Source organism: Bradyrhizobium sp. USDA 3315 (genome assembly GCF_054056795.1).
Window position 1 is genome coordinate 2,016,607 of the sequence record NZ_JBSRYP010000001.1, and the last position, 20,183, is coordinate 2,036,789.

A 20,183-nucleotide genomic window follows, 5' to 3' on the forward strand; every position below is an offset into this window, starting at 1 on the left:
TACGGCCATAAGCGTCCTCTGCTTCTGACCGCCCGTCCCCGAAGGATTGTACCTATGGCCAATGCCCGCAAGATCTTGATCGTGGATGACGATACCGATCTGCGCGATACGCTGGTCGAGCAGCTGTCGCTGCACGAGGAATTCGAAGCCTCCGCAGTCGACACCGGCGCCAAGGGCGCCACTGCCGCCAAAGCTAATTCCCCCGATCTGGTCCTGATGGACGTCGGCCTGCCCGACACCGACGGCCGCGAAGTGGTCCGCTCGCTCCGCAAGGGCGGCTTCAAGGCTCCGATCATCATGCTGACCGGCCACGACACCGATTCCGATACGATCCTGGGGCTCGAATCCGGCGCCAACGACTATGTGGCGAAGCCATTTCGCTTCGCGGTGCTGCTGGCCCGGATCCGGGCGCAGCTCCGCCAGCACGAGGCCAGCGAGGACGCGGTGTTCTCGGTCGGTCCGTACTCGTTCCGGCCCGGCTCGAAGATGCTGACCGGCGCCAATGCCAGGAAGGTGCGGCTGACCGAGAAGGAAACCGCGATCCTCCGCTTCCTCTACCGCGCCGGCCAGATGCCGGTGTCGCGCGAGACGCTGCTCCAGGAAGTTTGGGGCTACAATTCCGGTGTCACCACCCACACGCTGGAAACCCACATCTATCGCCTCCGCCAGAAGATCGAGAAGGACGCCGCCAACCCGGAAATCCTGGTGACGGAAGCCGGTGGCTACAAGCTGGTGCCGTGATACGCTTTGCGCTCAACGATTCGTGAAATCGAGGCGCACCGCGGTTACCGGACCTGAATGTCGATCGATGATGACGTAGCCCTGCTCGAGCGGGTCCCGACAATGCGTCTGTTGGGCGAAAGCTCCTTGCGCATGCTGGCGATCGGCTCCGAGCAACGTGATTTCAACGCAGGCGACGTGCTGTTCAAGGCCGGCGACGCCGCGGACGCCGGCTATGTCGTGCAGCGCGGCACCTTCCGCGTCGAGGAAGGCGGCGCCGAGATCATCGCCGGTCCCGGCGCGCTGATCGGCGAGCTCGCATTGATCGTCGCGATGAAGCGGCCATCGACCGCCACCGCGCTGGAGCGCGGCTCGGTGATCCGAGTCGCGCGTAGCTTGTTCCAGCGCGTGCTGGAAAGCGATCCCGCCGCGGCCCTTCGGCTGCGCGACGAGCTCGCGCTGCGCACCAGCCAGCTCGCAAGCGATATCCTGATGGCGGGCGGGAAGCTGAGTACGTGATCTTTCCGCGCGTCATTCCGCAAGTTCATTGAACCGTCACCCTGAGGTGCGAGCCTTGCGGCGCAATTGCGCCGCTGGGCGAGCCTCGAAGGGTCGACGGCCACCAGCCGGGCCGTGCACCCTTCGAGACGCGCTTTCCGCGCTCCTCAGGATGACGGGTCGAGGGTCGGCGGCGCCCTTAAACCTCCATCACCGCCGTCACCGGCACGTGGTCCGACGGGCGCTCCCAGCTGCGGGCGTCGCGGGTGATCTTGAAATCGCTGACCTGATCCTTCAGCGCGCGCGAGACCCAGATGTGATCGAGCCGTCGGCCGCGATCGCCGACGGTCCAGTCCGCCGCGCGGTAGCTCCACCAGGTGTAGACCTTTTCCGACATCGGGATCCGCTCGCGCGCGATGTCGAACCATTCGCCATGCGCCTGCGCGGCGAGCAGCTTCTCGGTCTCGACCGGCGTGTGCGAGACCACCTTGAGCAGCTGCTTGTGCGACCACACGTCGTTCTCATGCGGCGCGACGTTGAGGTCGCCGACCAGGATGTGACGGTCGTCGCCGCGCGGATGCAGCGGCTCGCAGGCCTTCATCTCGTCGAGGAATTGCAGCTTGTGCTCGAATTTCGGATTGAGCGCGGGATCGGGAATGTCGCCGCCGGCCGGCACGTAGAAATTATGCAGCACCAGTGGCTTTGACAGCTGCGCCTTCTCGCCGAAGGACACCGAGATGTGTCGTGAATCGATCTTGTCGCAGAACGTCCTGATGTCGGTCGTCTCGAACGGCAGGCGCGAGACGATGGCGACGCCGTGATAGCCCTTCTGTCCGTTCAGCGCGACGTGCTCATAGCCGAGCCGCTTGAAGCGCTTGAGCGGAAACGCATCGTCGATGCATTTGGTCTCCTGCAGGCACAGCACATCCGGCCGCGCGCTCTTGATGAACTTGGCGACGGTGTCGATGCGCAGACGCACCGAATTGATGTTCCAGGTGGTGACGGAGAACCGCATGAGAGGTGCCTCTTAGCACGGTTCTCCGTGCGGATTTCAATTGTCCACAGGGAGGCTCCCACCTCGCCCCGCTTGCGGGGAGAGGTCGGATCGCATGGAGCGAAGCGCAATGTGATCCGGGTGAGGGGACTCACCGCGTACTCGCGTCTTTCGGATTCCTGGAGACAGCCCCTCACCCAACCCTCCAAGAGCGAGCTTCGCTCGTCTCGACCCCGCAAGAGCGGGGCGAGGGAGAAGGAAAGGCGGTCAGCCCGGCGAGGTGCCGGGATAGGTCGTGAAGTCGATCTTGAACAGCGCCGGATCGGGCTTCTGCGTCGCGTCGAGATTGTAGACCGCAACTGTCGTGTCGTAGCCCTGCGGGTCGGTGACGGTCCACTGCTTGAGCTTGCCGTCCTTGGCGCCGATCATCAGCAGGAAGCGGCTGGTGCCGACCAGCGCCTGCTTTTCCTCGATCGTGATGCTGACGAACACGTCGTCGGCGGTGACGCTGATGACGTTGGTGTCCTTCATCAGGTCGATGCGGTCCGACAGCAGATAGCGCAGCGGGGTCTGCGACAGCGGATAGACGTCCTGGGTGGCGAGCCTGCGGTCGCGCACCGCGACCGAGGAGCCGTCCGCGATCACCTCGATCGGGCTCGGATCGTCATATTCGAAGCGCAGCTTGCCGGGCTTCTGGATGTAGAAATCGCCCTTGGTCTTGGTGCCGTCGGGGCCGACCTGGACGAAATTTCCGACCAGCGTTTGCAGCGACGAGAGATAGGCCGAGACCTTGGCGGCCTGCGCCTTCTGGTTGGCGTCGAAGGTCTGGAAGATGTTGGCGGGCACGTTGCGGCGCGGATCGGGAATCACCGGGTTCGGCGGTGCCTGGGTGGCGCCCGTCGTCGTCGGACCCTTGTCCGCATTGGTCTGCGCGCCGGCGTCCTTCTTTGGCGCAGCCTTGGATCCGGCGTTGGGCGCGGGCTTCGGGGGCGGCGCATTCTGCGCAGTCGCAGCGCCGGCGATCGCGGCGGTGACGAGAAGAGCCAGCGCGGTGCGCGTGCCGCGGTCAATGAGGTGTTTTGCCATCAGATATGTCAGGTCTCTGTTCGACGCTCGTCCCGCTGCGCCGGATTTTATCCCGCCTCTTCCGAGGGAGATATGGTTTTTCCGTGATGATCGTCCCCGATCAGAACTGGCCTTCTTCCTCCCCGACCAGGATTTCGCGCTTTCCGGCGTGATTCGCCGGACCGACGATGCCCTCAAGTTCCATCCGCTCCATCAGCGAGGCCGCGCGGTTATAGCCGATCTGCAGCCGGCGCTGAATGTAGGAGGTCGACGCCTTGCGGTCGCGCTTGACGATCGCAACCGCCTGCGTGAACAGATCGCCGCCGCCGTCGCCGCCCATGCCGGTGGCATCGAACACGGCGCCGTCCTCGTCGGTCGGCTCTTCCGCGGTGACGGCTTCGAGATATTCCGGTGCGCCTTGCGTCTTGAGGTGACGCACGACCTTCTCGACTTCCTCGTCCGAGGCGAACGGTCCGTGCACGCGGCTGATGCGGCCGCCGCCCGCCATGTAGAGCATGTCGCCCTGGCCGAGCAGCTGCTCGGCGCCCATCTCGCCAAGGATGGTGCGGCTGTCGATCTTCGACGTCACCTGGAAGGCGATCCGCGTCGGGAAGTTCGCCTTGATCGTGCCGGTTATGACGTCGACCGACGGACGCTGCGTGGCGAGGATGACATGCAGGCCGGCGGCGCGCGCCATCTGCGCGAGGCGCTGCACCGCGCCTTCGATATCCTTGCCGGCGACCATCATCAGGTCGGCCATCTCGTCGACGATGATGACGATGTAGGGCAGCGGCTCGAGGTCGAGCTTCTCTTCCTCGTAGATCGCCTTGCCGCTCTCTTTGTCGAAGCCGGTGTGGACGGTGCGCGTCAGCTCTTCGCCCTTGGCCTTGGCTTCGACGAGGCGCGCATTGTAGCCGTCGATGTTGCGCACGCCGAGCTTGGCCATCCGCTTGTAGCGCTCTTCCATCTCGCGCACGGCCCATTTCAGCGCCACCACCGCCTTCTTCGGATCGGTGACGACGGGCGTCAACAGATGCGGGATGCCGTCATAGACGGAGAGTTCGAGCATCTTCGGATCCACCATGATCAGGCGGCATTGATCCGGCCGCAGCCGGTAGACCAGGCTCAGGATCATGGTGTTGATCGCGACCGATTTGCCGGAGCCGGTGGTGCCGGCGATCAGCATATGCGGCGTGCGCGCCAGGTCGATGATGACGGGGTCGCCGCCGATCGTCTTGCCGAGGCACAGCGGCAGCTTCGCAACCGAATCGACGCTTTCCTTGGCGACCAGAAGCTCGCGCAGATAGACCTTCTCGCGATGCGCGTTCGGCAGCTCGATGCCGATCGCGTTACGGCCGGCGACGACCGCGACGCGGGCCGACAGCGCGCTCATCGAGCGCGCGATGTCGTCGGACAACCCGATCACGCGCGACGACTTGATGCCGGGCGCCGGCTCGAGCTCGTACAGCGTGACCACCGGGCCTGGATTGGCCTTGACGATCTCGCCGCGCACGCCGAAGTCCTGCAGCACGCCCTCGAGCGAGCGCGAATTGGTTTCGAGCTCGGCCTTGCTCAGCGGTTGGCGATCGCTGGCTTTCGGCGCACTGAGCACGGAGACCGAGGGCAGCTCGAACTTGTCGGAATTCTTCTTCTTCGGCTTCGGCTCGGCCTTCTTGCGTGGGGCGCGGGCGGCGGGAGCTTCGTCCTCCTCGTCCTCCTCTTCCTCGTCGTCGTCGAAAGCCTCAGCCTCGTCCTCATCATGGTCTTCATGCGCGGGCGCGATCGAGGGCGCCGAGCGGCCGCCGCCGATATTCGGCTCCTGGCGCTCGAACGCAGCGCTGCGACCCTGCGCGCCGCTCGAGACCAGCGATTTGTAGGCGGTGGTCAGCAGCCAGCCGAGCCGCGCTTTCGCGCTCATCAGCGCATGGAACAGCCAGCCCAGCGAGACCGAGCTGCGGTCGTTGTCTTCGTCCTCGACGAACGGCTCGTCGTCGTCGGAGATCGGCGTCAGCTCGTCGTCCTGTTCCTTGGCGCCCCAGCCGCAGGCGAACAGGAAGCTTGCCGCCATCGCGACGAACAGGATCAGGCCGAGCACGACGCGATAGATGAAGCCGGGCGGGCCGAACACGACGGCCGGCGCACGCAGCAGCGCGTCGCCGACCACGCCGCCGAGCCCGGTCGGCAGCGGCCATGCGGTGTTGTGCGGCCAGCAACTGGCGAAGCCCGCCGCGATCACCGTGCACAGGATCCAGCAGCCGAGCCGCAGCGCCTCGCGGTCGAACGGGCGATGCGTCAGCATCCGCCAGCCCCACACAGCGACCGGCAGCACCAGCATGATCGCGCCAAGGCCCAGAATCTGCATCAGGAGGTCGGCGCCAATCGCGCCGGGATAGCCGAGCACGTTGCGGATCGCGCGCGAGGTGGCGTGGCTCAGCGACGGATCCTGCACCGACCAGGTCATCAGCGCCGCCGTGATGGCGCCGGACAGCGCGATCAGGCCGAGCCCGGTGAGTTCGCGCAGCCGTCGCGCCAGCGCCTCGCGGAGCGAGAGCGGCAGATGGCCGACCAGGGGGATGACACGTTCGATCGCTGGCATACTCAATCTTCGCGCTTCGCGATTAACCCAGGGTTTCGACCAGGCGATGCATCGCCTCGGCCGTCGATTCACTGTCGGAGACTAGCGCAAGGCGGATATAGCCCGCGCCCGGATTGGAACCGTCGTTCTGCTGGCGCGCCAGATAGCTGCCGGGAATCACGCGCACGCCGGCGTCGCGATAGAGCCTGACCGCCGCAGCCTCGTCGCCGCCGCGCTCGGAGACGTCGAGCCAGACGCAGAAGCCGCCGGCGGGACGCTTGTAGCCGTAGCGGTTGCCGAGGATCTGGTCGGCGAAATCGAACTTGATGCGATAGAGCCGGCGGTTCTCCTCGACATGCGCCTCGTCGCTATAGGCGGCGACCGCGACATGCTGCAGCGGCACCGGCACCTGCGGTGCGGCGACATTGCGCAGCTCGTGGAATGCGGCCAGAAACTTTCTATCGCCCGCGGCGAAGCCGACGCGCATGCCCGGCAGGTTCGAGCGCTTCGACAGCGACTGGAACGCCACGACATTGCTGAAGTCGGGACCGGCGCATTCCAGAATGCTGCCCGGCGCCTCGCGGGTGTAGATCTCCGAATAGCACTCGTCGCTCAGGATGATGAAGCCGAAGCGATCGGCGAGTTCCTTCAGCCGCGTGAAATAGGCGCGCGAGGCGACCGAGCCCTGCGGATTGGCGGGCGAGGCGATGAAGAACGCGACGGTGCGCGCCAGCGTCGCCTCGTCGATCGAATCAAGGTCGGGCAGGAAGCCGTTGCCGAGCGTCGTCGGCAGGTAGATCTGCTCGCAGCCGGCCGCGCGGGCGCCGGCGCCATAGGCCGGATAGAACGGGTTCGGCATCAGGATCGCCGGCCGGCCCTTGCGTGGCGCGACATAGCGCGAGGCTGATATCGCGGCGAAGAACAGCCCCTCGCGGCTGCCGTTCAGCACCATCACCTCGCTCTCGGGATCGACCGGCCGCGGCAACTGGAACCGGCTTCCCAGCCAGGTCGCGACGGCGCGGCGGAACGGTTCGATGCCCTTGGCGATCGGGTAGCGGCCGAACTCGGCGGTATGCTTTGCCAGCACCGGCCCGACGAAATCGGGCACCGGGTGCTGCGGCTCGCCTAATGACAGCGTAATCAAGGGTTTGGCGGGCTGATACGGCGCCAGCAGCTCGGTCGTGCGCAGGAAAGGGGAACGCTCGGCCTGGCCGGCGGATGCGACATCGCCGGCGCTCTGCGCCAAGCCGGATGAGGCGGTCATTGCCATGGTTGAAATGCCAGCACTTTCACTGCGGTCGGAGGGGAGGGGCGCCGACCGTAAACCGATCAAGTCACCATAGATAGGGCGAGGTTAAGACGCGATTAACCATCGGCGGCGCGGCACGATCGGCGGCGCGTGATATCAGTGCTGACGCCAGAAAACCGCATCGAAATTGCTCCGAGACATGATCCACCGCCGCGCCGTCCGGGCGCTCATCATCACCGGCGAGCGCGAAGTCCTGCTGATGCGGATTCGCCCGCCGCAGGGCGGCGACTGCTTCTGGATCGCGCCGGGCGGCGGCGTCGAGGGCGACGAGACGGCTGAAGCGACGCTGCAGCGGGAACTGGCCGAGGAGTTGGGGCTGATCGATTTCGAGCCCGGGCCCGCCGTCTGGCGGCGGCACCACACCTTCAACTGGGGCGGCAGGCGGATTTCCCAGAAAGAGGAATACCGGATCGTTCACGCGGATCGCTTCACGCCGGTGATGGCCGACGAAGCCGAGGCGCGCGTGCTCGATTGCTTCCGCTGGTGGCCGATCGCCGACCTATCCGGTGCGAGCGAGCGCCTCACGCCGCTGTCGCTTGCCGACATCCTGGAGCGCTATTTGCGCGACGGTGCACCGAGCGAGCTGCCGGATGAGGAAGTTTTGATCAACTGACGCGGCTCGATGGCGTGACCCACAACTTGTCATGCCCGGGCTTGACCCGGGCATCCATCGACTAGGCCAGAATCTTGCGAAGCGGGATGGATGGCCGGGGCAAGCCCGGCCATGACGATTCGAATTTGCCGGTCCATCCGGGCTACGCGCGCGATGGGTGACCTCTACCGCGCCGGCAGCTTCTCGAACGACGGCTTGCCTTCGGGCAGGTGGTGGAAGGTCTGCTTGTCGCAGGTGTAGATCGTCATCTGCGGGGTGAACACCGAGGGGTCGTCGAAGGTGCCGACCTTCAGGATGGTGGCGGGTAGGCCCGGCACCTTGGTCACGAGATGCGTGCCGCATTCCGGGCAGAACTCGCGCGTCACGGCGCGGTCGAGATCCTTGCGGGTGAACTGCTTGGGTTCGCTGGCGGTGTATTTGAAGCCGGTGGTCGGCATCGCCATGAACATGTTCGGCCCGCCGCCCGTGATGTACTGGCATTCCCGGCACAGGCACTGCGCCGCCATCATCGGCTCGCCCTCGGCCTCATAGCGCACATTGCCGCAATAGCATCTGCCCTGCACCTTCATGACGTCCTCCCGTTTTCGTTGTTTGTGGCCTGTCATTCCACAATGGCAGGCAATTCCGACAATATTTTCTCAAGCCGCGGAAAAAAGAAAGGGGCCCCAGCTTGCGCTGGAGCCCCTCAACGGTCCGGACATTGCCGGGTATGTGCCCGAACCGTAGTTCTGGACCCGGCCCCGGAGGGAGCCAGAGTCCCGGGAGAACCCAAATTAACGGCCCTCAAGGGCCGTTAATTTTACATGTTGTAGGCGCGCTCCGTATGCTCGGTGATGTCGAGGCCTTCACGCTCGGTCTCGACGTTGGCGCGCAGGCCGACGATCACGTCGACGATCTTGTAGAGGATCGCCGAACCGATGCCCGACCACACCAGCGTGGTGCAGACGCCCCAAACCTGCGAGATCATCTGCGCCGCGAAGTCATAATCGGCGACCTTCGGCGGGATCGCGGTGTAGTCGATGATGCCTGCACCGCCGAGCGCCGGGTTGACCAGGATGCCGGTGCCGAGCGCGCCGACGATGCCGCCGACGCAGTGGACGCCGAACACGTCGAGCGAGTCGTCATAGCCGAGCGCGTTCTTCACGACCGTGCAGAAGAACAGGCAGACCACGCCGACCACGAGGCCGAGCACGATGGCGCCCATCGGACCGGCATAGCCGGCCGCCGGGGTCACTGCGACGAGGCCCGCGACCGCGCCCGAGAGCGCGCCGAGCAGCGAGGGATGGCCCTTGATGATCCATTCCGCGAACATCCAGGCCAGCGCCGCCGCGGCAGTGGCCACGAAGGAGTTGGTCATGGCGAGCGCAGCGCCGCCATTGGCTTCGAGGTTGGAGCCGGCGTTGAAACCGAACCAGCCGACCCAGAGCAGCGAGGCGCCGATCATGGTCATGGTCAGCGAGTGCGGAGCCATCAGCTCCTTGCCGTAGCCGGTCCGCTTGCCGATCAGCAGTGCGCCGACCAGGCCGGCGATACCCGCGTTGATGTGCACGACGGTGCCGCCCGCGAAGTCGATCGCGCCCTTCTTGAAGATCCAGCCGGCATCGGCGTTGATCTCGTCGAGCTTGGCCTGCGCCGCGGTCTTGGCCGCGCCGTCAGCCGCAGCGGCGAGCGCCTTGGCGGCATCCTGGATCGCGTCCGGGCCCGGCCAGTACCAGACCATGTGCGCGATCGGGAAATAGATCAGGGTGACCCAGAGCGGGATGAACAGCGCGATCGCCGCGAACTTCATGCGTTCGGCGAAGGCGCCGACGATGAGGGCCGGCGTGATCGCCGCGAACGTCATCTGGAAGCACATATAGATGAGTTCCGAGATGTTGGCGTCGACCGAGAAGGTCGCCGCCTTCGAGTCCGGCGTGACGCCCATCAGGAAGGCCTTGGAGAAGCCGCCGATGAAGTCGGAACCGCCGGTGAAAGCGAGGCTGTAGCCGTAGAGGGCCCAGAGCACGGTGACGAGGCAGACCGTGTAGAACACCTGGGCCAGCACCGAGAGCATGTTCTTGGAGCGGACCAAGCCGCCGTAGAACAGCGCGAGGCCCGGGATGGTCATCAGCAGCACCAGCACCGTCGAGGTCAGCATCCAGGCGTTGTCGCCCTTGTTGACGGTCGGCTCGGCGTAGGCGGCGGTCGCGGCGAACAGGCCGACTGCAAGGGCCGCCAGTCCCGCGCCATAGGGACGCTTGAACGTCATGTTATTTCACTCCTGAGGTCTTAAGGTTTGAGCGCGAAATCAGAGGGCCGCGGCATCGGCCTCGCCGGTGCGGATGCGCACGGCGTGTTCGAGGCTGATGACGAAGATCTTGCCGTCGCCGATCTGGCCGGTCTTGGCGGCGGAGGTGATGGCGTCGATGGTTTTGTCGACCTGATCGGAATTGACCGCGACCTCGATCTTGATCTTCGGCAGGAAGCTCACGGCATATTCGGCGCCGCGATAGATTTCCGTGTGGCCTTTCTGACGGCCGTAGCCTTTGACTTCCGTCACCGTGAGACCGTGAACGCCAATGGCGGTCAGGGCGTCACGGACCTCTTCGAGCTTGAATGGCTTAATGATCGCCATAACAATTTTCATGAGTCCTATCCCCGCTTGGGCCCGGTGCGAATGAACACCGGGAGTTTCGACTGAGGTTCACCACGCGGAGGACATCCACTACGCGGGCACAGCCTGGACCCTTAGAATCAAATGCCGTGCCAAACGGCCGGAGTTCGCTAATGGATTATGAATCCGGACCTTTTCCCGCTTTACGGGTGGGAGGTGCCCCTGCGCTATTCCGCCGCGCCTAAAATATGGTCAGGCCTGTCTAGAATGCAGGCACGGCTAACTCCGGACACAATTCTGCTCAGCCGCGGGGCAGCAGGCGGTATCCGGCGAGGGCTTCCGGGCCCGCCCCGCGGTTCGCGAACACCCTCTCGATCATTTCGCCATTCGCGTCTGTCGGACGATTGCGCGATGGGAATTTGATATTGGGTTTCATCGGCTTGTTTGGGTTCCCACCCGAAACGGGACCGGCGCGAAGACAGTTGCGGGCATCCTCGCCGCGTCGTTCTGCGCGAATCGGACAAGGGCTCGCATCAGGTACGCCCGCCCGGACGGCAAATGCTGGACTTTTGCCGGCGCTCGTTACCGATCGTTAGCTGTCTGTAACATTGTCGTTCCGGCGTTAACGCCGCGGTTGCCGTCGTTGCGCTATTCCCGCCGCATAAGAACTTCAATGACAGGTGGGGCAACCAATGATTGATCGTATCCGCGCGCTGCTCGAGCAGCAGCCGATGATTTCGCTGGATTTCAACACAATCACCGACGACGCGAATCTCTATGACGCAGGGCTGACATCCTTCGCCACGGTGCAGGTGATGCTGGCGCTAGAGGAAGGGTTCAACATCGAATTTCCCGAGGCGATGCTCACGCGACGGACCTTCTCGTCGCTCGCCAACGTCGCCGATGCCGTTTCACGGCTGACACAGCGGGCGGCGTAAAACCATGAACGTGGTGAGAAAGATAGAGCCCGTGCCGGCCTCTGCCGCCACGCCGGCCGAGCGCATGCGTTTGGTCGCCAAGGTCGCGGCGCAGCAGGTCGATGCGGTAGACCGTGAGGGCCGCTTCCCGGCCGATACCATCGAAGCATTGAAGCGCGAGCGCCTGCTCGGCGTTGCGATTCCCGTCGAGCATGGCGGGGAGGCATTGGGCACGATGGAGATCGCGGAGCTGATCGTTCAGCTCGCCCAGGCGTGCGGCTCGAGCGCCATGATCTACGCCATGCACCAGATCAAGACGTCGAGCTTCGTCAGCCATGGCGGCGCCAGCGACTGGCATCTGGCCTATATGCGCCGCATTGCGGCGGAGCAGTTGCTGATGGCCTCGGCGACCACGGAAGCCGGCATCGGCGGCAATCTGCGCAATTCGATCTGTGCGGTCGAAGTGGCAGACGGCCGCTTCTCGCTGACAAAGGAAGCAACCGTTATTTCCTACGGCCGCCACGCCGACGCGATTCTTGCCACGGCGCGGCGCGCTCCCGACGCGGCAAGCTCCGATCAGGTGATGGTCGTCATTCCCGCGGACCTGAACCGCACGCTGGAGCGCACCTCCGTATGGGATACGCTCGGAATGCGCGGCACCTGTTCGGACGGTTTCCATCTCGTCGCGCACGGTGACGCGGCGCAGATCTTCCCCAAGCCGTTCTCGGAGATCGCGGCACAGTCGATGCTGGCGAGCTCGCATATCTTCTGGGCGGCGACCTGGTTCGGTATCGCCACCGATGCCTTCAATCGCGCGCAAGCATTCGTCAAGGCTGCGGCGCGCAAGCAGGCGGATGGAAGTCTGCCGCCGGGCGCGCTTCGGCTCGCCGAGGCGGCCGCCCTGCTTCAGGAGATGAAGGGTCACCTCACGGCCGCCATTGACCGCTTCGATGCGGCCAAGGGCAATGACGACGCGCTCTCCTCGATTGGCTTCACCGCCGAGATCAACGCGTTGAAGGTCGCTGCGAGCGAGAAGGCTGGGGCGATCGTGCGGCTCGCCATGCTGATCAACGGCATCGTCGGCTACAAGAACGGCACGCCGTTCAGCGTCGGCAGGCACCTGCGCGATGTGAGCTCAGCGCCGCTGATGATTTCGAACGACCGTATTCTTTCCAACACCGCGACGCTCCTGCTGATGAGCCGCTTTGACACCAGCCTGAGAGGTTGAGATGGACGCCAAGACGTTCGATGCCAAGAGCCTGCTCGACACCCTGTTCGACAAGAGCATCCTGTTCAAGACCGGAGTAGACGGGCTTTATGGCCGCTCCGGCGTTTTCGAAGACGTGATCGAGCGCTTTGAGCGGCTCGTGACCAGCATCGGAGCGCCAGACAAGGCAACCCGCATCCACTTCCCACCGGGCATGAGCCGCGCCACGCTTGAAGGCAGTGGCTATATGAAAAGCTTCCCGCAGCTTGCAGGCTGCGTACATTCCTTCATGGGCGGCGAGCGCGAGCATGCGCGGCTTCTCGGCATGATGGCTGCGGGAGAGGACTGGACCGAGCTGCAGCAGGCGACGAACGTCGTGCTGACGCCAGCCGCCTGCTATCCGCTCTATCCGACCGTTGCCGCGCGCGGTCCGGTGCCCGATGACGGTGTGCTGTTCGAGCTTTCCTCCTATTGCTTCCGTCATGAGCCTTCCAAGGATCCCGCGCGCATGCAGCTGTTCCGTATGCGCGAATTCGTCCGCATCGGTACGGCCGAGCAGGTGTGCGCCTTCCGCGAAAGCTGGCTGGAGCGCGGCAAGGCGATGATCGAATCCCTCGACCTGCCCTGCGAGGTTGATCTCGCCAACGATCCGTTCTTCGGTCGCGGCGGCAAGATGATGGCCAACAACCAGCGCGACGAGGGACTCAAGTTCGAGCTGCTGATCCCGGTAACCAGTATCGAGAAACCGACGGCCTGCTTGTCCTTCAACTATCATCGCGACCATTTTGGCCAGACCTGGGGCCTGAAGTTCGCGGATGGCAGCCTGTGCCACTCGGCCTGCGTCGGCTTCGGGCTGGAGCGCGTGGCGCTCGCGCTGTTCCGCCATCACGGCCCTGAGGTCGAGGCATGGCCGGCTTCCGTGCGTGACACGCTTTGGGGCAACTGAAATGCAGAGTGCCATCGCCGGGCTCGATCCGGCCGACTACAAGCCGCACCTGCTACACGACGCGGAGCGGCGATGGCCGCAGACCAACTGCTATGTCGATCTTCTGATCGAAGTCATGCATGCGAACGGGAATGACCCGGTCGCTGCGCTCGGCTTCACCGTGGCGCAGGATTTCGAAGGCGACCAGTTCACGTTCTTCAAGTTCCCGACGGCCGACCTGCAGCGATTGGCCGGCCTGGATATCCAGGAACTGTCCGTGTTCGATCGTCTGGAGGCGCACGTTCTCAATCAGATCGAGCGCGGGCGGCTGCCGCTGGTCGAGGTCGATGCCTTCTACCTGCCCGACACGAAGGGCATCACCTATCGCAGTGGCCATTCCAAGACGACGATCGGCGTCAACGTGCTCGTTCCCGGGCGCCGCCACATGGCCTACTTCCACAACGACGGCTACTTCGCCCTGGACGGCGAGGACTATGACGGCATTTTCGGGCAGCGCAACGACGCGCCGGCCGGCGGCCTGCCGCTATTTCCCTATGCCGAGTTCGTCAAGTTCGACACCATGCGCCCCTCGCGCGATCCGGTCAGTGCGGCCACGGAAATCCTCGCGCAGCATCTGCGGCGGAGGCCGAAGCGCAATCCGCTCGATGCCTACGCGGCCGTGTTCGGCGGCCATGCCGAGGCACTGGCCGCCCGGTCACCGGAGTATTTTCACGTCTACGCCTTCAACACGTTGCGGCAGGTGGGCGCCAATTTCGAACTCCTCTCCAGTCATCTGGAATGGCTGGGACGGCACGGCGAGGCCGGTCTGGCCGAGGCGATCGAAGCCGCCGCGGCAATCGCCGAGGGCGCCAAGGTCATGCAATTCAAGCTCGCCCGCGCCATGGCCCGGCATCGGTTCGATGGGCTCGCGGACGCCATCGGGCCGATGGCCAAGGCCTGGCAAACGGTGATGGACGCTCTGGACGGTCGCATGGCGGATCTCGCCAGCAAGGCAGCGTAGGACCGGCCTGCCGGTCATGGGAATGCATGTGTATGGACGCTTTGGTGTCGACGACCGACACGGCCGAGCCTCTGGACAGCGGCTGGTGCATGGTCGTCTCGCCGGCTGGCGCGTGGGCGTCTCCGGCGGCGATCGACGGCAGCGCCGAATGGCTGGAGGCGGCGTGCCCCGGCACGGCCGCTGCTGCGCTGGAGCGGCTTGGCCGCTGGGACCGCAACCATCCTACTCCGCTGCACGACCAGGACGTCTGGTATCGTCGCCGGCTCGATGTCACCGGCCCGGCCCGTCTCGTATTTGACGGCTTGGCGACGGTTGCAGAGGTCTGGCTCGACGATCGCCTCGTGCTGTCCTCGACCTCGATGTTCGAGCGCCATGATGTGGCCCTGACGCTTGCCGGCGGCGAGCAACTGGCCATCGCATTCCGCAGCCTCGACCGCCATCTGGAAACCCTGACTGGTCCGCGTGCGCGCTGGCGGCCGTGCATGATCGACGATCAGCGGCTGAGGCTCGTACGGACCACGCTGATCGGCCATATGCCGGGTTGGTCCCCTGGCTTCGACATCGTCGGACCATGGCGACCGATCAAGCTGATCCGCGATACCAACCGGCAAGGCGTGCGCGATGTGCAAATGCAGGCCGACCTCGCCGGCACAACAGGGCATCTTTCCATCGCGATCACGCTGGACGAGCCGTTTGATGACGCGCCGGCCACGGTCGCCTGCGCGGGCGCTGTCGCCGCATTGACCTCGGAGACAGCGACGCGGCTGACGGCGAAACTGGATATTGCGAACGTTGCGCCATGGTGGCCGAGCAGCCATGGCGATCCGGCGCTGCACGAGGTTGTCGTCACGCTCGGCTCGATGCGAGTAGTGCTCGGCCGCGTCGGCTTCCGGCATATCGAGATCGATCGCGGCACCGCCGGACGCGGCTTTCGGCTGGTCGTCAACGGCGTATCCGTCTTTTGCCGCGGCGCGGTGTGGACGCCGTCCGATCCGGTGCGGCTGCCGTCCTCACGCGAAGAGATCGCGCGCGACCTCGATCTTGCACGACGGGCGGGCGTCAACATGCTCAGGATCGGCGGCACGTTCGTCTATGAGAGCGACGCATTTCACGAGCTTTGCGACGAGATGGGCATCCTGGTCTGGCAGGATCTGATGCTCGCCAATTTCGACTATCCGGCGAAGGACGAGGCCTGGTGCGCGTCGCTCTCGCGCGAGGTCGGGAATTTGCTCGGGCGGCTCAGGCATTCGCCATCACTCGCCGTTCTGTGCGGCGGCAGCGAGGTGGCGCAGCAGGCGGCGATGATGGGCATGCCGATGTCGATGGATCCGACGCCCTGGTTCGACAAGGTGGTGCGCCCCATCGCCGAAGCGAAGCGTCCCGACCTGGTGCTTGTGACGTCATCGCCATCCGGCGGCAACCTGCCTTTCACGGCTGATGGCGGGCCGATGCATTATTACGGGGTCGGCGCCTATTGCCGTCCGCTGGATGACGCGCGCCGCGCCGAAGTACGCTTCGCGAGCGAATGCCTTGCCTTTGCCAATGTGCCTGACCAGGCAACGCTGGATGCGCATCTGCCGGTGCCGCCGGTGCACGATCCGCGCTGGAAGGCGGGTGTGCCGCGCGACGTAGGCGCGTCGTGGGACTTCGAGGATGTGCGCGAGCACTATCTGGAAACGCTTTTTTCCGTCGACGCGCGCCGGCTGCGCATCGAAAATACCAGACGCTATCTCGAACTCTCCCGTGCGGTGACGACCGAGGTGGTGGAGCGCACCATCGACGAATGGCGCAGACCCTGTTCGCCGACAGCCGGAGCGCTGCTGTTCTTCTGGAAGGACTTGCGGCCGGGCGCGGGTTGGGGCGTGGTCGATTCGACCGGCCGGCCTAAGCCCGTCTGGCACGGGCTGAGGCGGGCATTTGCCCCGCTACGGCTGATCCTGAGCGACGAGGGCGTCAACGGGCTGACCGTCCATGCCGTCAACGATACCGCGAAGACCGTTCGGGCGACATTATCGCTGACCTGTCTGCGGGACGGCGTCACGCCGGTGGTGTCAGCGCGCCAACCGATCAGCGTGCCGGCGCACGGCGGCCTGTCGCTTTCGGCCGTCTCGGTACTCGGCGCCTTTTTCGATATTTCCTACGCCTATCGCTTCGGGCCGCCCGGCCATGAAGTCACCGTTGCAAGGCTGGAAGGCGACGACGGGAAGGTCTTTGCCGAGGCCTTCCATGTGCTGCCGGGTGTCATGACCGCGCAGCGCGACGTTGGCCTGACCGTGAGTTTGGTGCGTCGGAAGGACGCGTGGCGGCTGCGGCTGGCCTGCAAACGCGCGGCCTACCACGTCTCCATCCAGGATGATCGGTTCGTTCCAACGGAGAACAATTTCCACCTGATACCGGGCATCGAGCGGGAGGTCGGCCTTGACGGTCCGCCCCTGGCGACGCCCGGCGGCGCGGTGACAGCGCTCAATGCCGATCGCGACGCGAGCTACGAGGTGCCGAGAGCGGAAGAATTGGAAGTCGTGCGGACAAAGGAGTCCGCCGGGAGCATGACATGAAACCAGTTGTCTTTGCCGATACCATCGGCTGGCTGAACGTAGCGAAGGGGCGGCGGGGCGTTGTCATTGCCGGCGCGCATGGTCATGAGGATCTGTGCAGTCGCCGATTCCTGAAGCTGTTGTCCGACAGGGCGGCCGCGGGGGGCCTGCCTGTCCTGCTGTTTGACTATCCCGGTTGTGGCGACGCTGCCGGCGACCATTCGGCGCCGGGCCGGGTGATGGCCTGGACCGCAAGCATCGGCGCGGCGATCGACCGGTTGAAGCGGGATTGCGGCGTGGAGGATGTCATCCTCGCCGGCTTCCGTCTCGGCGCGCTGCTGGCCCCGCTCGCTGCGGCGGGGCGGGACGACGTGGCAGGCCTTGCGCTGCTTGCGCCACCGAGTTCCGGAAAAACCTATGTGCGCGAAATCACCGCGATGTCGCGCGTGATCGATGGATCGCTCGCCAACAGCGCGGCAAGCGACGCGACGTTCGCCGAGGGCCGCGAGGCCGTCGGCTTCCGGCTTTCGCATGAGACGCTCGCCGATCTGTCGAGGCTGGATTGGCGGCGGGCCGTCGCGGCCCTTCCGCCCCTGCCGATGCTTTTGATCGCGAACGGAAAGCCGTTGGCAGGCTCTGAAATCCGCGACGGTCGAACTTCTTTCGAAGGCGCGACAATCGCGGAGTTCAAGGACTATCACCTGCTCATGTGCGACCCGACCGCGAACCGGATCCCGGCCGACGTTGTCGATTGCTGGGCGGATTGGTTGTCCGACCGGGCCGTCGCCGGCGTAGCTCAGGGCGTCGAGTCCCTGACCGGCCGCGAGCTATTGGAGGGATCGCACTACACGGAAGAGCCGGTTGTGATCAGGCAGGCGCCATTGATCTGTGGCGTGCTGACCCGGCCACGTGACGGCCATGCTGCGGCCGATCCGGTCATCTTCCTCAACTCTGGCGGCGTGCCGCATGTGGGTTGGGCGCGCGGCACGGTCGAGGCGGCGCGCGAGCTTGCCGCCGCCGGCGTGGCGTCGCTACGCATTGACCTGCCGGGCCTCGGCCTGAGCGACGATGCCGGGAGCAATCGGCTGTTCCTCTATGATTCCCGCACCCGCTTCGACGTCGGCGCGGCGATTGACTGGATGCAGCGGGCGGGCTTTGCCAAAGTCGAGCTTGTGGGCATATGCTCGGGCGCCTTCCAAGCCTTTCACACTGCGCGCGCGGACCGCCGCGTCCGCGCCCTGACCATGATCAACCCGCTCTGCTTTGCCTGGAACAGTTCCTACGCGCTGGAGCTTACGGCCTGGAAAGCATACGAAGCCTCCAAGGCGAATCGCGGAAGCCAGCAGCAGATCGGTCCGGCTGAGGGGCCTGCGATGACGACCAGGTCCGCCTGGAAGCTGTCAGTGTCAGATAGTGCCAGGCGGCTGGTGCGGCGCGGATTGGAAGCCGTCAAGTCGACGCTGTCGGCGATGCATCCGTCCGCCTTGCTTGGTCGTAACCGCGTCGAGCGCTGGATGCGCGAGCTTTGTAGCCGCGGCGTGCGCGTCCTCATGGTCACTTCGGACGGCGATCTCAGCCTGCAGGAGATCGCACGGCATTTCGGTCAGGACGGCAAACGGCTCACAAGCATCCCTGGAGTGACGCGGTTGACGCTGCCGAACGCCGACCATTCGCTGACGCCTCGTCATGCGCGGCGCGCCGTCGTCGCGCGCCTGATCGACCACCGCGGCGGCGGCAGGCGCGGAGGATCGAGCCGTCCCGATGCCGTGCGGGTCACGGCGCAGCATGCCGAGGTGAAGCCTAAATCGATGGCGCTGTCATGAAACGGTTTGGCCGCTCGAGCTACGAAGATCAGCGCGGCACCGGATCATGTTTTTCGGCGGCGTCGCGTTCGGCGAAGACCTTGTCGATCAGTCCCCATTCGAGCGCCTGCTGCGCGGACATGAAGTGATCGCGATCCAGGGTCCGTTCCACGTCGGCTTCGGTGCGCCCGCAGTGCTGCGCATAGAGCCGGATGATGCGCCGCTTGGTCTCCTGCATCTCGGTGGCATGGATCAGGATGTCGGACGCCTGGCCCTGGAAGCCACCGAGCGGCTGATGCACGTGGAGGCTCGCATTCGGCAGCGCGGCGCGGTGACCGGGCTCGCCGGCCATCAAAAGGAACGACCCCATCGAGCGCGCCGTGCCCATGCACAGCGTGTGCACCGGCGCCTTGATGAACTGCATGGTGTCGTACATCGCAAGCCCGCTGGTGATCACGCCGCCATAGGAGTTGATGTAGAGGTTGATCGGCTTGTTAGGGTTGTCGGCTTCGAGGAACAGCAACTGGGCGCAGACCAGGCCGGACATCGCATCATTGACCTCGCCGTTCAGGAAGATGATGCGCTCGCGCAGCAGCCTGGAATAGATGTCGAAGGAACGTTCGCCGCGGCTCGACTGTTCGACGACCATAGGGACGAGTTGCATCATGTCGCGCATCGGCGACCTCCATTGCTGCAGGTGATGAAGTCTCGGTAGGTGAGGTTGGGGATCAGGCCGCGCGCATCATTGTGCGGTTGTTGCTGTTGGCCGGTTGCGGCTGTTTTGCCCTGATGTCGCAGGCTTGCTGGATGATGCGAAACCTTGTGCCGCCGGCCTCGTTCGGCTCGATCCGGAAGGTGACATGGCTTTCGCGAAACGGCGGCTCGGACTCGCGCAGCCGGAAGCGCACCTCTTCGCCAGCGATCGATGACAGGGGTTCAGCGTCCGCGAGATCGCAATCCGGCAGCCAGCGTTCGCGCAGGGCCGGAATGGTCACCGCGCGCCATACTTTTTCAGGCGGTGCATCGAGCTCGTATTCGAGCACTAGGTCGGCGTCGGCATGATCAGGCTCAACTGTGTCGCTCATTGATCCATGTCCTTCAGCAGATCGGAGAGCGCTTCGATGCGCTTCGGCCAATAGGCGCGGTAGCGGGCGAGCCAAGTGCCGATGCTGGCGATGCCGTCCGGGTCGACCTCATAATTCACGAAGCGGCCCTGCCGCTGCTCGCGCACCAGTCCTGCCGCGCGCAGCACCGCCAGATGCTGCGACATCGCCGGCTGGCTGATTTCGAGTCCGTCGCGCAAGGCGCTGGCGTTCAGGCTGCCGCCGGCCAGCTTCTCAAAGACCTTGCGGCGGGTCGGATCGGCCAGAGCCTTGAAGATGTCGGTGTCGACCATGACAACACATAAGC

The 20,183-nt window shown here is 65.0% G+C and carries 19 protein-coding genes; 9 read left to right on the forward strand and 10 right to left on the reverse strand.

Going from position 1 to position 20,183, the window contains the following annotated elements:
* The first annotated feature begins 54 nt into the window (after window positions 1–54).
* Together ACVIYL_RS09305 and ACVIYL_RS09310 are read left to right on the forward strand one after the other, a co-directional pair.
* Window positions 55–741, forward strand: coding sequence for a response regulator transcription factor (locus tag ACVIYL_RS09305; RefSeq protein ID WP_016841446.1), 687 nt, complete (start codon window positions 55–57; stop codon window positions 739–741).
* Window positions 742–798: 57 nt separating this feature from the next.
* Window positions 799–1,239, forward strand: coding sequence for a cyclic nucleotide-binding domain-containing protein (locus tag ACVIYL_RS09310; protein WP_076833662.1), 441 nt, complete (start codon window positions 799–801; stop codon window positions 1,237–1,239).
* Window positions 1,240–1,417: 178 nt separating this feature from the next.
* On the opposite strand, the gene ACVIYL_RS09315 is transcribed toward ACVIYL_RS09310, so the two are convergent.
* The 4 genes from ACVIYL_RS09315 to ACVIYL_RS09330 all read right to left on the reverse strand — a co-directional run bounded on the left by ACVIYL_RS09315 (window position 1,418) and on the right by ACVIYL_RS09330 (window position 7,122).
* Complete coding sequence (locus ACVIYL_RS09315) at window positions 1,418–2,233, reverse strand: exodeoxyribonuclease III (RefSeq protein ID WP_028335822.1); 816 nt, start codon at window positions 2,231–2,233, stop codon at window positions 1,418–1,420.
* 246 nt (window positions 2,234–2,479) lie between these two features.
* Entirely contained in the window at window positions 2,480–3,298 is an 819-nt protein-coding gene (locus ACVIYL_RS09320) for an outer membrane lipoprotein carrier protein LolA (RefSeq protein WP_028335823.1), read from the reverse strand.
* 100 nt (window positions 3,299–3,398) lie between these two features.
* Window positions 3,399–5,879, reverse strand: coding sequence for a DNA translocase FtsK (locus ACVIYL_RS09325; RefSeq protein ID WP_456778349.1), 2,481 nt, complete (start codon window positions 5,877–5,879; stop codon window positions 3,399–3,401).
* Between the two features lie 16 nt (window positions 5,880–5,895).
* Complete coding sequence (locus ACVIYL_RS09330; protein WP_456778350.1) at window positions 5,896–7,122, reverse strand: aminotransferase class I/II-fold pyridoxal phosphate-dependent enzyme; 1,227 nt, start codon at window positions 7,120–7,122, stop codon at window positions 5,896–5,898.
* Window positions 7,123–7,300: 178 nt separating this feature from the next.
* Between ACVIYL_RS09330 and ACVIYL_RS09335 the strand changes: the two genes are divergently transcribed.
* Entirely contained in the window at window positions 7,301–7,774 is a 474-nt protein-coding gene (locus ACVIYL_RS09335; RefSeq protein WP_456778351.1) for an NUDIX hydrolase, read from the forward strand.
* Between the two features lie 164 nt (window positions 7,775–7,938).
* Here ACVIYL_RS09335 and ACVIYL_RS09340 read toward each other — a convergent pair whose 3' ends face one another.
* From ACVIYL_RS09340 to ACVIYL_RS09350, 3 genes are all read right to left on the reverse strand, one after another.
* Complete coding sequence (locus tag ACVIYL_RS09340; protein WP_016841439.1) at window positions 7,939–8,343, reverse strand: GFA family protein; 405 nt, start codon at window positions 8,341–8,343, stop codon at window positions 7,939–7,941.
* 230 nt (window positions 8,344–8,573) lie between these two features.
* Entirely contained in the window at window positions 8,574–10,022 is a 1,449-nt protein-coding gene (locus ACVIYL_RS09345) for an ammonium transporter (RefSeq protein WP_057020316.1), read from the reverse strand.
* A 39-nt stretch (window positions 10,023–10,061) separates the two neighbouring features.
* A complete protein-coding gene (locus ACVIYL_RS09350) occupies window positions 10,062–10,400 on the reverse strand; it encodes a P-II family nitrogen regulator (RefSeq protein ID WP_024583097.1) in 339 nt (112 codons plus the stop codon).
* 659 nt (window positions 10,401–11,059) lie between these two features.
* Here ACVIYL_RS09350 and ACVIYL_RS09355 point away from each other — a divergent pair.
* Genes ACVIYL_RS09355 through ACVIYL_RS09380 form a run of 6 tightly spaced genes read left to right on the forward strand, consistent with a single transcriptional unit; the run spans window position 11,060 to window position 18,794 of the window.
* Complete coding sequence (locus ACVIYL_RS09355; RefSeq protein ID WP_456778352.1) at window positions 11,060–11,305, forward strand: acyl carrier protein; 246 nt, start codon at window positions 11,060–11,062, stop codon at window positions 11,303–11,305.
* Between the two features lie 4 nt (window positions 11,306–11,309).
* Entirely contained in the window at window positions 11,310–12,512 is a 1,203-nt protein-coding gene (locus tag ACVIYL_RS09360) for an acyl-CoA dehydrogenase family protein (RefSeq protein WP_456778353.1), read from the forward strand.
* A 1-nt stretch (window position 12,513) separates the two neighbouring features.
* Complete coding sequence (locus ACVIYL_RS09365; RefSeq protein ID WP_253605673.1) at window positions 12,514–13,437, forward strand: amino acid--[acyl-carrier-protein] ligase; 924 nt, start codon at window positions 12,514–12,516, stop codon at window positions 13,435–13,437.
* A 1-nt stretch (window position 13,438) separates the two neighbouring features.
* Window positions 13,439–14,437, forward strand: coding sequence for a DUF1839 family protein (locus ACVIYL_RS09370; protein WP_253609838.1), 999 nt, complete (start codon window positions 13,439–13,441; stop codon window positions 14,435–14,437).
* Between the two features lie 44 nt (window positions 14,438–14,481).
* Window positions 14,482–16,992, forward strand: coding sequence for a glycoside hydrolase family 2 protein (locus ACVIYL_RS09375; RefSeq protein WP_456778354.1), 2,511 nt, complete (start codon window positions 14,482–14,484; stop codon window positions 16,990–16,992).
* Window positions 16,989–18,794, forward strand: a complete 1,806-nt coding sequence (locus ACVIYL_RS09380) for an alpha/beta fold hydrolase (RefSeq protein WP_456778355.1) — start codon at window positions 16,989–16,991, stop codon at window positions 18,792–18,794. The genes ACVIYL_RS09375 and ACVIYL_RS09380 overlap by 4 nt, the downstream gene beginning before the upstream one ends.
* Before the next feature lie 28 nt (window positions 18,795–18,822).
* Here the strand turns inward: ACVIYL_RS09380 and ACVIYL_RS09385 are convergent, their stop codons facing one another.
* Genes ACVIYL_RS09385 through ACVIYL_RS09395 form a run of 3 tightly spaced genes read right to left on the reverse strand, consistent with a single transcriptional unit; the run spans window position 18,823 to window position 20,169 of the window.
* On the reverse strand, window positions 18,823–19,449 hold the full coding sequence (locus tag ACVIYL_RS09385) for an ATP-dependent Clp protease proteolytic subunit (RefSeq protein ID WP_057020311.1): 627 nt from the start codon (window positions 19,447–19,449) through the stop codon (window positions 18,823–18,825).
* A 52-nt stretch (window positions 19,450–19,501) separates the two neighbouring features.
* A complete protein-coding gene (locus ACVIYL_RS09390; RefSeq protein WP_316395420.1) occupies window positions 19,502–19,858 on the reverse strand; it encodes an SRPBCC family protein in 357 nt (118 codons plus the stop codon).
* Window positions 19,855–20,169 (reverse strand): ArsR/SmtB family transcription factor, encoded by a 315-nt coding sequence (locus ACVIYL_RS09395; protein ID WP_016841428.1) that lies wholly within the window; start codon window positions 20,167–20,169, stop codon window positions 19,855–19,857. Before ACVIYL_RS09395 ends, ACVIYL_RS09390 begins: the two co-directional genes overlap by 4 nt.
* Between the last annotated feature and the right edge of the window lie 14 nt (window positions 20,170–20,183).

Coding starts and splice junctions, on each gene's coding strand:
- ACVIYL_RS09305 (WP_016841446.1), top strand. CDS start 55: ATGGCCAATGCCCGCAAGATCTTGATCGTGGATGACGATACCGATCTG.
- ACVIYL_RS09320 (WP_028335823.1), bottom strand. CDS start 3,298: ATGGCAAAACACCTCATTGACCGCGGCACGCGCACCGCGCTGGCTCTT.
- ACVIYL_RS09380 (WP_456778355.1), top strand. CDS start 16,989: ATGAAACCAGTTGTCTTTGCCGATACCATCGGCTGGCTGAACGTAGCG.
- ACVIYL_RS09330 (WP_456778350.1), bottom strand. CDS start 7,122: ATGGCAATGACCGCCTCATCCGGCTTGGCGCAGAGCGCCGGCGATGTC.
- ACVIYL_RS09385 (WP_057020311.1), bottom strand. CDS start 19,449: ATGCGCGACATGATGCAACTCGTCCCTATGGTCGTCGAACAGTCGAGC.
- ACVIYL_RS09345 (WP_057020316.1), bottom strand. CDS start 10,022: ATGACGTTCAAGCGTCCCTATGGCGCGGGACTGGCGGCCCTTGCAGTC.
- ACVIYL_RS09355 (WP_456778352.1), top strand. CDS start 11,060: ATGATTGATCGTATCCGCGCGCTGCTCGAGCAGCAGCCGATGATTTCG.
- ACVIYL_RS09350 (WP_024583097.1), bottom strand. CDS start 10,400: ATGAAAATTGTTATGGCGATCATTAAGCCATTCAAGCTCGAAGAGGTC.
- ACVIYL_RS09315 (WP_028335822.1), bottom strand. CDS start 2,233: ATGCGGTTCTCCGTCACCACCTGGAACATCAATTCGGTGCGTCTGCGC.
- ACVIYL_RS09335 (WP_456778351.1), top strand. CDS start 7,301: ATGATCCACCGCCGCGCCGTCCGGGCGCTCATCATCACCGGCGAGCGC.
- ACVIYL_RS09340 (WP_016841439.1), bottom strand. CDS start 8,343: ATGAAGGTGCAGGGCAGATGCTATTGCGGCAATGTGCGCTATGAGGCC.
- ACVIYL_RS09310 (WP_076833662.1), top strand. CDS start 799: ATGTCGATCGATGATGACGTAGCCCTGCTCGAGCGGGTCCCGACAATG.
- ACVIYL_RS09395 (WP_016841428.1), bottom strand. CDS start 20,169: ATGGTCGACACCGACATCTTCAAGGCTCTGGCCGATCCGACCCGCCGC.
- ACVIYL_RS09370 (WP_253609838.1), top strand. CDS start 13,439: ATGCAGAGTGCCATCGCCGGGCTCGATCCGGCCGACTACAAGCCGCAC.
- ACVIYL_RS09360 (WP_456778353.1), top strand. CDS start 11,310: ATGAACGTGGTGAGAAAGATAGAGCCCGTGCCGGCCTCTGCCGCCACG.
- ACVIYL_RS09390 (WP_316395420.1), bottom strand. CDS start 19,858: ATGAGCGACACAGTTGAGCCTGATCATGCCGACGCCGACCTAGTGCTC.
- ACVIYL_RS09365 (WP_253605673.1), top strand. CDS start 12,514: ATGGACGCCAAGACGTTCGATGCCAAGAGCCTGCTCGACACCCTGTTC.